The organism is Burkholderia mycopellens (assembly GCF_964265025.1).
Lineage (GTDB): Bacteria > Pseudomonadota > Gammaproteobacteria > Burkholderiales > Burkholderiaceae > Burkholderia.
Genome location: NZ_OZ183802.1, coordinates 2,719,873 through 2,731,605 on the forward strand (window position 1 = coordinate 2,719,873; position 11,733 = coordinate 2,731,605).

An 11,733-nucleotide genomic window follows, 5' to 3' on the forward strand; every position below is an offset into this window, starting at 1 on the left:
CATTATAATCCCGCCCATGAATTCCCAAACCGACCTCCCTCCCGCCCAGACCGGCGCCGCGACGCCGCCGGCCGCCGACGATTCGGCCGCCAGCCACGCGCAGTTCGTCGACTGGATGCGTTCCGTCGCGCCCTATATCCACAAGTTCCGCAACAGCACGTTCGTCGTGGGGTTTGGCGGTGAGGTGGTGCAGCAGGGGCTGCTGAACGCGCTCGTGTCCGACATCGCACTGCTGCAGGCGATGGGTATCCAGATCGTGCTGGTGCACGGTTCGCGCCCGCAGGTCGAGGAGCAGTTGAGCCTGCACGGTGTCGAATCCGAGTTTTCGCACGGCCTGCGCATTACCGATGCGCGCGCGCTCGAATCCGCGAAGGAAGCGGCCGGTGAAGTGCGTCTCGACATCGAGGCGGCGATCAGCCAGGGTCTGCCGAACTCGCCGATGGCGCACGCGCACATCAGCGTCGTGTCGGGCAACTTCGTGACCGCGCGGCCGGTGGGGATTCTCGACGGAGTCGATTTCGCGCATACGGGCATCGTGCGCAAGATCGACGCCGAGTCGATCCGTCATTCGCTCGCGAGCCGCAAGCTCGTGCTGCTGTCGCCGCTCGGCTTCTCGCCGACCGGCGAAGCGTTCAACCTGTCGATGGAAGACGTGGCGTCGGCCGCCGCGATCGCGCTGCGCGCCGACAAGATCGTGTTCCTGACCGACGGCCCCGGCATCGTCGACGACGAAGGCGGGCTAATCCGCGAAATGTCGCTCGACGCGGCGGCGGAGCTGCTCGATTCCGGCAACATCCAGGGCGACGACGCGTTTTTCCTGAAGCATTCGATCCGCGCGTGCCGCGGCGGCGTGACCCGGGCGCACCTGATCCCGCAATCGCTCGACGGCAGCATGCTGCTCGAACTGTTCCTGCACGACGGCGTCGGCACGATGATCTCGTACGAGAACCTCGAAAGCCTGCGCGAAGCGACGCCGGACGACGTCGGCGGCATCCTGTCGCTGATCGAGCCGCTCGAGTCGGACGGCACGCTGGTGCGGCGCGGCCGCCACCAGATCGAACGTGACATCGACCACTTCTCGGTGATCGAGCACGATGGCGTGCTGTTCGGCTGCGCGGCGCTGTATCCGTACCAGCAGGAGAAGATCGGCGAGATGGCGTGCCTGACGGTCGCGCCGGAAGCGCAGGGCTCGGGCGACGGCGAACGCCTGCTCAAGCGCATCGAGCAGCGCGCACGCGCGCGCGGCCTCACGCATATCTTCGTGCTCACGACGCGCACCGAGCACTGGTTCCTCAAGCGCGGCTTCGTCAAGGTCAGCGTCGACGACCTGCCGGAAGACCGCCGCAAACTCTATAACTGGCAGCGCAAGTCGCTCGTGCTGATGAAACAGCTCTGAGCGGCGCAAGACGCCCGCCCTCCCCCAGTCCGATTACAGGAGAAGTACACGATGGCCCGTATGATTCAATGCGCGAAGCTCGGCAAGGAAGCCGAAGGTCTCGATTTCCCGCCGCTGCCGGGCGAACTCGGCAAGCGCATCTATGAAAGCGTCTCGAAGGAAGCGTGGCAAGGCTGGTTGAAGCAGCAGACGATGCTGATCAACGAAAACCGCCTGAACATGGCCGATCCGCGTGCGCGCCAGTACCTGATGAAGCAGACCGAGAAGTACTTCTTCGGCGACGGCGCGGACCAGGCGTCCGGCTACGTGCCGCCGACGGAAGGCTGATGACGCGATGCGCGCGGCCGGCAGCCCGCCGGCCGCGCACTCCGGGAAAGACGGCATCGTGTTTCGCACGATGCCGTTTTCTTTTGGGGATGCGCGTTAGGCGTGTTCCGGCCTCGCGCGGGGCGGTATTCCGTGCGGCTCAGCCGGCCGGCTTCAGCGCGCCGCCCTCACCCGGCTGCGCGCGCCCGTCGGCCGCGGCTTCCGCGTTGCCGCCTTCGGTGCCCCATTCAGCCGCGTCGCTGCGTTCGGCGGTCGACAGTTCGTCCGCGCGATACCCGGTGCGATTCAGCAGCGCCAGCATGCAGACGAGCGACACGAACGCGTAAAGCCCCGATGCGACCGCGACGCCGACGATGCTGCCCGTCGAATTGAGGATCGCCTGCGCGAGCACGGGCGTGCCGCCGCCGACGACGAGCGCGCTCAGTTGGTACGCGAGCGACAGGCCCGTGTAGCGAATGTTCGCCGGGAACACGCGTGCGAGCACGCCGCCGACCGCGCCGTAGAACATCGCTGACGGAATCGTCGAGATGCACATGCCCGCGACGGCCACCCAGTACGAACGTGTCGCGAGCGCATGAAACATCACGGGCATCAGCACGATTTCCGGAATCAGGATCCAGCACATCGCGCGACGCATGTCGACCTTCGACACGAACCACGCGCCGACCGGCTGCATCAGGAACTGCACGACGAGCGAGATCGACAGGATGCCGAGGAACGTGCCCTGCGCGTAGCCGAGCTCCTTCGTCGCCCACGACAGCGCGAACGTGCTGCGGAAGTACGTGACGTTGATCACCGGCAGCGTGCCGGCCGCGAGCAGCACGACCACCCAGTGATCGCGCACGACATCGCGCAGCGGCAGCTTCACCGTGCGCTTGCGCGCGAGCACGCGCTGCATCTCGACCGATTCCTCGAGCTTCAGCCGGATCACCATGCCGATGATCACGAGCACGGCCGACAGCAGGAACGGAATGCGCCAGCCCCACATCAGGAACGACGGTGTCGGCAGCGCGCTCAGCGCGAAGAACGCGGCCGTGGCGAGCAGATTGCCGGTGGGCGAGCCCTGCTGCGCGAACGCCGCATACAGGATGCTGCGATGCTTCGGCGCGTTCTCGCTCGCGATCAGCACCGCGCCGCCCCATTCGCCGCCGACCGCGATGCCCTGCAGTACGCGCAGCACGACGAGGCCGGCCGGCGCCCAGACGCCGATCTGCGCATAGCCGGGCAACAGGCCGATGCCGGTCGTGGCCAGCCCCATCATCACCAGCGTGATCACGAGCGCGGTCTTGCGGCCGACACGATCGCCGAGATGCCCGAACACGATGCCGCCGAGCGGCCGCGCGGCGAAGCCGGCCCAGAACGTGACGAACGCGAGCAGCGTCGCGACGCCGGGATCCATCGTGCTCGCAAAGAACACCTTGCCGAACACGAGCGCCGCGGCCGTGCCGTAGATGTAGAAGTCGTACCACTCGATCGTGGTGCCGACGAACGCCGCGAAGGCGGCACGGCCGGGCCGCGGTTGCGGCGCGGCGGTCGGGGATTGCTGACGGCTCATCGATGTCTCCATGTTGGGTTTCGGGGGCGCGACTGTCGCGCGCCTTTCCCGGTGGCCGGCATGACGCCGCCGGCCGGCGGCGTCATGTCAGTCGGGGGGCGCATGGCCGGGCGCCGTTTTCAGCACGCCGGCATCGAGCAGTTGCTGCTGGAGCGCGGGATCGACGCCGAGCCGGTCGAGCACCGCGCGCGTGTCGCCACCGAGCGCGGGCGGTGGCGAACGATAGGTGGCCGGCGTGCGCGACAGCTTCACCGGCGACGCCGTGCCGCGATACGCGCCGATCTCGACGAACAGGTTCCGGTGCAGCGCATGCGGATCGTGCGCGACGTCGGCCACCGTTCGCACGGGGCCGCACGGCACGCCGGCCGCCATCAGGTCGCGCGCGAGCGGCTCGCAGGCGTGCGCGGCGAGCCGTGCCTCCAGTTCGGCCTTCAGCTCGGGCCGGTGCGCGCAGCGGCTGCGGTTGTCGACGAAGCGCGGATCGCTTGCGAGCGCCGGCACGCCGAGATGCGCGACGAGCCGCGCGAACTGCCGGTCGTTGCCGATCGCGAGGAAGATCGGCACGGTCGCCGTGCGGTAGCTGTCGTACGGCGCGATGTTCGGATGCGCGTTGCCGCTGCGCGCCGGCACGCGTCCGGAACCGAAGAAGTTCGGCAGGTGCGGATGCAGCAGCGACACGCCGCAGTCGTACAGCGCGATGTCGATCGACTGCCCGCGCCCGCTCTTCTCCCGCTCCGCGAGTGCCAGCAGGATGCCCGCGAGCGCGTTGAGCCCCGTGACCATGTCGACGATCGGCAGGCCGATCCGCATCGCGTCGCCGTCGCGCTCGCCGTTCACGCTCATCAGCCCCGCCATCGCCTGGATCACCGCGTCGTAGCCGGGCAGCCCGCCGAGCGGGCCGTCCGCGCCGAAGCCCGTCACCGCGCAGTGGATCAGCCACGGGAAGCGCGGTTGCAGGTCGCGCGCATAGTCCATCCCCCAGCGCGCGAGCGTACCCGGCTTGAAGTTCTCGACAAGCACGTCGGCTTCGTCGAGCAAGCGCCACAGGATCGCGCGCCCTTCGTCGCGCGACAGGTCGAGCGCGAGCCCTTGCTTGTTGCGGTTCACGCCCATGAAGTACCACGCGGTATCGCCGAGGAACGGCGGCCCCCAGCCGCGCGTCTCGTCGCCGTCCGGCGGCTCGATCTTGACCACCGTCGCCCCGTGGTCGGCAAGCGCCTGCGTGCAGTACGGACCGCCGAGCACGCGACTCAGGTCGACGACCTTCAGGCCGTCCAGTGCGCCACGCGTCGTGCTCATCGTTCGACCTCCGGCAGCAGGTCGAGCGCGGTATCGAGCGCGATCGGCGTGCCGCGCAGCAGCGCGTCATAGGCGACCGATTCGTCGTCGCGCGATGCCGGCGCAAGCGGATCGACCGGCAGCAGCTTGTGGCGCAGGATCAGGTGCGCGAGCGCGAGCCGCCGGAAATCCGGCGCGAGCCGCACGCCCTCGCACGCCATCAGCACCGCAGCGCTCGCGTAGTACAGCGCGGACGCGGCCTGGCGCACGCGAGCGTCGTCGCCTTCGGCTGCGACCCGCATGAGCGCGTCGCAAGCGCGCGCGAGAATGCGCCGCAGCGCCGCGCGGCTCGCATCGGGCAGCGGCGCCCCGCCGAGCCGGTCGCCGAGAAACGCGCGCAGCGCATCGAGCGACTGTTCGCGCTGCGCGGCCCGCGCGACGTCGAGCGCGACGATGTTGCTCGTGCCCTCCCAGATCGAGCCGAGATGCGCGTCGCGCACGACGCGCGCGTCGCTCCATTCCTCGATGTAGCCGGTGCCGCCGCGCACTTCCATCGCATCGCCCGTCACGCGCCTCGCATCGCGGCACGCGCGGAACTTGATCAGCGGCGTCAGTATCCGCACGCAGCGCGCGGCCTGCTCGTCGCCCGCATCGGCCTGCGGCAGCAGCAGCGCGATCTGCATGAACATCGCGCGCGCCGCCTCGGCCGGCAACAGCATCTTCAACAACTGGCGCTGCATCAGCGGCATCTCGATCAGCTTGCGACCGAAGGCCTCGCGATGCGCGGCGACGTGCAGCGCTTCGTTCAGCGCGCGCCGCATCAGCCCCGCCGCGCGCACGCCGTTCGACAGTCGCGACATGTTGATCATGTCGGCCATCTGGTGAAAGCCGCGGCCGATCTCGCCGATCAGGTACGCCTGCGCACCTTCGAGCGCAATCTCGCCGCTCGCCATCGAACGGCTGCCGAGCTTGTCCTTCAGGCGCACGATCCGGTAGCGGTTGCGCGTGCCGTCCGGCAGCGTCTTCGGCAGCAGGAACAGCGCGAGACCCTTGATGCCGTCCGGCGCGCCGTCGGGCCGCGCGAGCACCATCGCGAGATCGGCATCCGCGTTCGAGCAGAACCACTTGTCGCCGGTCAGGCGCCAGACGGTCTCACCGTGCGCGTCCGTCTCGCGCGTCGCCCGCGTCGAGATCCGGCCGACGTCGGAACCGGCCGCCTGCTCGGTCATGAACATCGCGCCCTGGTACAGCGTGTCGAAGTCGCGCGACGCCAGCATCGGCAGGTAGCGCGCGACGAGCGCCGGATCGCCGAAACGGCGCAGCGTGCGCGTCAGCGAATCGGTCATGCTGACCGGGCAGCACAGCCCGAATTCCGCCTGCACGAACAGGAACGTCAGCGCGTACTTGACGAGCGGCGGCACCGATCCGGATCCGTGGCTCAGCGACGCGAGCCCGAGCTCGGAATACGCGACGCGTTCGAGCGCGACATACGCGGGATCCTTGTCGATCCGCTGCACGGCCTCGCCGCGCCGGTTGCGAGGCTCGAGCACGGGCGGGTGCTTGTCCGCGCGCGACGCCCATTCGTCGAGCTCGCCCGACACGCGTGCGCCAAGCGCGCGCAGTTGCGGCTCCAGACCGGCATAGTGCGCATCGCCGAGATGCAGCTTCAGCAACGCGCCGAAATCGGGATCGACCGTGAAGAAATTGATGCCCCGGCTGTCGGGGATGTTGGATGCGCCGGCGTCCGGCGCACGAGCGGTGTCGTTCATGCGTGCGTCTCCTGGGTTGCCTGCAAGTCGGCTGGAGGAAGCGCCGCGGCGCCCGGCCAATCCCGTGCAAAGCCTTCCGCAGAGCGTAGGCGCGCGTTCGATAAGCGTCCAATACAGGATTTATCCGGTACGATAGATATCGCTTATCGATACCGATGCCGCGAGGAGACCCCATGGAACTGAGGCAGTTGCGCTATTTCGTGGCGGTCGCCGAGGAGCTGCACTTCGGGCGCGCGGCGAAGCGCCTGTTCATCTCGCAGCCGGCGCTGAGTTTCGACATCCGCAAGTTCGAGGACGCACTCGGCGTCCAGCTGTTCTCACGCACCAACAAGACCGTCGCACTGACCAACGCGGGCGAGGTACTGCTCCGCGAAGCGCGCCGGCTGCTGCTGCAGGCGGCCGAGGCCGAACGCCTGACGGTGCGCTCCGCATCGGGTCTCGCGGGCCGGCTGCGGATCGGCTTCGTTCATTCGATGCTGTATCGCGGGCTGCCCGACGCCGTGCGGCGCTTCGAGGCCGACTATCCGGGCGTCGAGGTCGTGCTGAGCGAAATGAACACACAGGCGCAGGTGCAGGCGATCCAGCGCGGCCAGATCGATCTCGGCTACGCGCACTGGGGCCATTTCCCGCCCGAGGTCGAATCGACGCCCGTCTATGCGGAACCGTTCGTGTGCTGCCTGCCGGCCGCGCATCCGCTCACGCGGCGCAAGCAGGTCGCGCTCGCCTCGCTGGCCGCCGAACCGTTCATCCTGTTCCCGCGCGAAGCGGCGCCGCACTATCACGACCTGATCATCGCGCAGTGCGTGAACGCCGGTTTCAGCCCGCTGATCCGTCACGAGGCGCGGCTGTGGCAGACGATCCTGTCGATGATCGAGTTCGGGATGGGCATCGCGCTGGTGCCGCGCGTGCTGCAGCAGGTGAAGAGCGACCGGCTCGCGTTCCGGCCGCTGAAGGATGCGTCGCTCGAATCGCGCACGCTCGCGCTGAAGCGTAGCGGCGCCACTGAACCGGTTGCGCTGCGCTTCGCGGATTACGTCCGCGCGTCGATCGACGCACTGCCCGCGCTCGCGGGCTGAGCGCACGCCCCCGCCGCTCCGTCACAACTTCGCGTCGGGCTGGAGTACCGGCTGCGCACGGCGATACCACACCGCGTACACGACCGACAGCGCAACCAGGAACGGAATGCCGAAGATCAGCGTCATGTGGAATTCCGCCGTGAAGTAGGTCGTCACCATCACCGCGAGCATCAGGCCCGCGCCGAGCAGCGTCAGCAGCGGAAAACCGCGCATCCGGAACGCGGGCGCCGGCAAGCCGAGCGCCGCCCGGCGACGCCGGAAACAATAGTGCGTGACGAAGATCATCATCCACGTGAACAGCGCGCCGAACATCGACACCGCCATCATGATCGTGAACGACGCGTCCGGATACAGCACGCTCAGCACGGTCGCCAGCGCGATGCCGAGCGTCGACAGCATCAGCGCGCCGAACGGCACGCCGCGCGCGTCCACTTCGCCGAGCGCCTTCGGCGCATGGCCCGCACGCGACAGGCTGAACATCATCCGCGTCGTGATGTAGAGCTGGCTGTTCATCGCGGACAGTGCGGCGATCAGCACGACGAAGTTGATCAGCCCGGCCGCGCCCGGCAAGTGAATCGCCTCCATCACCTTCACGAACGGGCTTTCGTCGCGCCCTGCCGCCGTCCACGGCACGATCGCGAGCATCAGCGCGAGCGTGACGAGGTAGAACAGCACGAGGCGCACGATCGTCGAGCGGAACGCACGCGTGACCGCGCGCTCGGGATCCTCGGCTTCACCGGCCGCGACCGCGATCATCTCGATGCTCAGGTAGCTGAAGATCGACACGATCACCGCGACCCACGTACCCCACGCCCCCTTCGGAAAGAAGCCGCCGTGATCGGTGTAATGGTGGAATCCCGCGCGCGCGGCGCCGTCGCCGACCAGCCCCGGATTGCCGAACACGACATAGGCGCCGAGCAGGATGAAGGCGACGATCGCCGCGATCTTCACGACCGAGAAGCCGTACTCGACCGCGCCGAACACGTCGACGCTGCGCGCATTGACGAACACCAGCAGCGCGGAGAACCCGACGATCCACAGCCAGCCCGGCACGCCCGGGAACCAGTACTTCATGTACAGCGCGATCGCGGTGACCTCGGTGCCGACCGCGAGCACGATGCACGCCCAGTACGCGTAGCGCACGAGGAATCCGGCCCACGGGCTCACGTAATGTTCGGCATACGCGCCGAACGAACCGGAGGTCGGGTGCGCGACCGTCATCTCCGCGAGACAGCCCATCAGCAGCAGCGAGATGAACGCGCCGATCGCGTAGCTGACGAGTACGCTCGGGCCCGCGAAGCCGATCGCGAAGCCGCTGCCGAGAAAGAGACCGGTGCCGATGGCGCCGCCGATCGCGATCATCGCCATCTGCCGTGCGGAAAGCGTGCGACGCAGGCCTTGCTCGCGCGCCGCGATATGCTGGAATTGCCGTTCTGGTTGCATCGAATGACCTCGTTCGAAAGCGATTGTCCGGTCGGAACGTCGACGGCGCGCGGGCCGGTGCCGGACCGGCCGGCCGCTGCGCGCCGCGTGCTCAGAACAGGTGGCGCAGGCCGGCCGCCACGCCGGTCTGGTTGCCGCGTCCGGGCAATTCCGTGAACGCGCCGCCCGTCACGCGGTTGTAGTCGAGCGTCGCGTAGACCTGCGTCGCCTTCGACAAAGCGTACTCGGCCTCAAGCACGCCCGTATAGCGCTTGCCGCCGTTGCCGGCGACGCCGTTGACGTTGCGGATGTCGTCGTAATACGCGACGCCCGTCACCGACACGGCCGGCGTCACCTTGACGCTCGCGCCCGTGTAGAAGATCGCGTCGCGACGCGGGTTGTCCGCGAACGCACCGTAGGTCACGTCGCGGCCCGGCGCGTTCAGCAACTGCTGGTCGAGCATGCCCGTGCGGTCGATGCCGCCGAGATAGCCCGCGTACAGGGTCGCCGCGCCGAACGCGTAGCGTGCGCCCGCGCCCCACGCCTGCTGCGCGCGGCTGTTCAGGTCGCGCACCTGCTGGTACGTCGCGCCGACCATCAGCCCGCCCTGCGTGTACGACACGTGCGTGCCCCAGTACGCATTCGCGCCGAGGCTGCCCGCGACGCCACCGAAGCCGTAGCTCGCGCCGACGTTCAGCCCGCCGAACGTGCCGTCGTAGCTGACGACGTTGCTCGCACGCCCTTGCGTGAGGAAATACGGCCACATGTTGGCCATGTAGTTGCCGACCGTCAGCGGATCGAGATCGCCGAACAGGTTGAACGCCTCGGTCGCCTGGCGGCCGAGCTTCACGGTACCCCAGTCGCTCGCGAGTCCGACATACGCGTAGCGGCCGAACAGCGCGCCGTCGAGCTGCCCGTTCTGCGGCTCGAAGCCGCTCTCCAGCCGGAAGATCGCCTGCAGCCCGCCGCCGAGCGCCTCGCTGCCCTTCAGCCCCCAGCGGCTGTTCGTGATCGCGCCGTTGGTCATCTGCACGCTCGCATCGTTCGACGCGTCGGCATGCGTCGTATAGCGAATGCTCTGGTCGACGATCCCGTACAGCGTCACGCTGCTCTGCGCCATCGCACCGCTCGCGGCAAGCGCACCCGCTATCATTGGCAGTGCGAATTGATTGATTGTCCTCATGTTCTCCTCCAGTCCTGCTCTTGTTTATCGATGATTGCGTGAATGCACACCGCGCAATGCGGTGTTCCTGCTAGGTGCGCGCCGCGGGCAGCGCGACGTACGCGACGAGTTCGACGCGCATCGCCGGATGGGCGAAACCCTGCACGCCGACGCACGTCCGGTTCGGATACGGTTCGCGGAAGTGGCGCCGGTATTCGGTATCGAATTCGGGCATGGCCTTCACGTCGGACAGGTAGACAAGCACCTGCGCGACGTCGTCCATCGTCGCGCCGGCCGCCGCGACGGCCTTCGCGAGATTCGCGAGCGTGATGCGCGCCTGTTCGCCCATCGTGTCGCCGGCAATCGCACCGGACGCGTCGACCGGCCCGTGCCCCGTAAACATCAACCCGCCCGCGCGGGTCGCCCACGAGAACGGTTGCGCGAGTTGCGGCAGGTCGACCGGGATCGTTTCCGCCATCGTGTCCTCCTTTGGGATCGGGATCGGGAAATTCAGGCGGCCTGCCGCGACGCGCCGCCGAGCACGTCGGCGATCGCGTTCGCGACGTGGTCGACGTTCGCATCGTTCAGGCCCGCGATGCACATGCGCCCTGAGCGCAGCAGATAGACGCCGTGCGATGCACGCAACCGGTCGACGTCGGTCGCGGCCATGCCCGTGTAGCTGAACATCCCGCGTTGCGTGACGAGTGCGTCGAACGCGCGGTCCGGCAGCCGCGCGTCGAGCCGGGCCTTCAGTTCGCCGCGCATCCGCTTGATGCGCGCGCGCACCTGCGCGACCTCGTCGTCCCAATGCGCGCGCAATGCGTCGTCGTTCAGCACCGTCGACACGAGTTGTGCGCCGAACAGCGGCGGGCTCGAATAGGTGCGGCGCACGCCGGCCTGCAACTGGCTCAGCACGGTCGCGGCCTCGCCCGCGTTCGCGCAGACGACCGACAGCCCGCCGACGCGCTCGCCGTACAGCGAGAAGTTCTTCGAAAACGAATTGCCGACGATCGCGGGCAGCCCGGCATCGACGATCGCGCGCACGGCCCACGCGTCGTCGGCGAGACCGTCGCCGAACCCCTGGTACGCCATGTCGAGGAACGGAATCAGCCCGCTCCGCGCGAGCACGTCGATCACCGCGCGCCATGCATCGCGGTCGAGGTCGAGCCCCGTCGGGTTATGGCAGCACGGCTGCAGCAGCACGATGCTGCGCGCCGGCAACGCATCGAGCGTGGTGAGCATCGCGTCGACGCGGATGCCGTTGCGCGATGCGTCGTAATACGGATACGTGTGCACGTCGAGGCCGGCGGCCGAGAAGATCACGCGGTGGTTGTCCCACGTCGGGTCGCTGATCCAGATCGCGCTGTCGGGAAAATAACGCTTCACGAATTCCGCGCCGAGCCGGATCGCGCCCGATCCGCCGAGCGTCTGCAGCGTCGCGATGCGCCCTTCCGCGAGCGCCGTGCAGTCGTCGCCGAACACGAGGCGCTGCACACCGTGCCGGTACGCGGCGAGCCCTTCCATCGGCAGGTACGTGTGCGGCGCACCGGCCTCGCGTAGCCGCGCGGCCGCGATGCCGGTACTGTCGAGGACCGGAATCCGGCCCGAGTCGTCGTAGTAGAGGCCGATGCTCAGGTTGACCTTGTGCGGATGCGCATCCTGCTGGAATGCCTGGAACAGCGACAGGATCGGATCGCCCGGGTAGGCGGGAACGTGTTCGTACATGGCGGAATGACGGTAAAGGTTGA

At 68.2% G+C, this 11,733-nt stretch carries 10 protein-coding genes; 3 read left to right on the plus strand and 7 right to left on the minus strand.

Translation table 11 applies throughout. The annotated features are described in order from the left end of the window. The first annotated feature begins 16 nt into the window (after positions 1-16). Entirely contained in the window at positions 17-1,396 is a 1,380-nt protein-coding gene (gene argA / locus ACPTTC_RS12530; RefSeq protein ID WP_175941547.1) for an amino-acid N-acetyltransferase, read from the plus strand. Positions 1,397-1,447: 51 nt separating this feature from the next. Then, complete coding sequence (locus ACPTTC_RS12535) at positions 1,448-1,723, plus strand: oxidative damage protection protein (RefSeq protein WP_006478357.1); 276 nt, start codon at positions 1,448-1,450, stop codon at positions 1,721-1,723. Positions 1,724-1,862: 139 nt separating this feature from the next. On the opposite strand, the gene ACPTTC_RS12540 is transcribed toward ACPTTC_RS12535, so the two are convergent. The 3 genes from ACPTTC_RS12540 to ACPTTC_RS12550 all read right to left on the minus strand — a co-directional run bounded on the left by ACPTTC_RS12540 (position 1,863) and on the right by ACPTTC_RS12550 (position 6,325). Beyond that, the gene (locus tag ACPTTC_RS12540; protein ID WP_423392650.1) at positions 1,863-3,278 is read right to left on the minus strand and encodes an MFS transporter; all 1,416 of its coding nucleotides are present in this window, start codon (positions 3,276-3,278) and stop codon (positions 1,863-1,865) included. 87 nt (positions 3,279-3,365) lie between these two features. Continuing rightward, positions 3,366-4,577 carry a CaiB/BaiF CoA transferase family protein gene (locus tag ACPTTC_RS12545; RefSeq protein ID WP_423392651.1) on the minus strand — a complete coding sequence of 404 codons (1,212 nt, stop codon included), beginning with the start codon at positions 4,575-4,577 and terminating at the stop codon, positions 3,366-3,368. Further along, positions 4,574-6,325, minus strand: coding sequence for an acyl-CoA dehydrogenase family protein (locus ACPTTC_RS12550; RefSeq protein WP_423392652.1), 1,752 nt, complete (start codon positions 6,323-6,325; stop codon positions 4,574-4,576). Before ACPTTC_RS12550 ends, ACPTTC_RS12545 begins: the two co-directional genes overlap by 4 nt. 173 nt (positions 6,326-6,498) lie before the next feature. Between ACPTTC_RS12550 and ACPTTC_RS12555 the strand changes: the two genes are divergently transcribed. Continuing rightward, on the plus strand, positions 6,499-7,401 hold the full coding sequence (locus ACPTTC_RS12555; RefSeq protein WP_423392653.1) for a LysR family transcriptional regulator: 903 nt from the start codon (positions 6,499-6,501) through the stop codon (positions 7,399-7,401). A gap of 21 nt (positions 7,402-7,422) precedes the next feature. Here ACPTTC_RS12555 and ACPTTC_RS12560 read toward each other — a convergent pair whose 3' ends face one another. The 4 genes from ACPTTC_RS12560 to ACPTTC_RS12575 all read right to left on the minus strand — a co-directional run bounded on the left by ACPTTC_RS12560 (position 7,423) and on the right by ACPTTC_RS12575 (position 11,710). Beyond that, on the minus strand, positions 7,423-8,844 hold the full coding sequence (locus ACPTTC_RS12560; protein WP_423392654.1) for an amino acid permease: 1,422 nt from the start codon (positions 8,842-8,844) through the stop codon (positions 7,423-7,425). A gap of 91 nt (positions 8,845-8,935) precedes the next feature. Further along, a complete protein-coding gene (locus ACPTTC_RS12565; RefSeq protein WP_423392655.1) occupies positions 8,936-10,006 on the minus strand; it encodes a porin in 1,071 nt (356 codons plus the stop codon). A 70-nt stretch (positions 10,007-10,076) separates the two neighbouring features. After that, positions 10,077-10,463, minus strand: a complete 387-nt coding sequence (locus tag ACPTTC_RS12570) for a RidA family protein (RefSeq protein WP_423392656.1) — start codon at positions 10,461-10,463, stop codon at positions 10,077-10,079. A 32-nt stretch (positions 10,464-10,495) separates the two neighbouring features. Next, positions 10,496-11,710, minus strand: coding sequence for an amino acid aminotransferase (locus tag ACPTTC_RS12575; protein ID WP_423392657.1), 1,215 nt, complete (start codon positions 11,708-11,710; stop codon positions 10,496-10,498). Positions 11,711-11,733 lie beyond the last annotated feature (23 nt).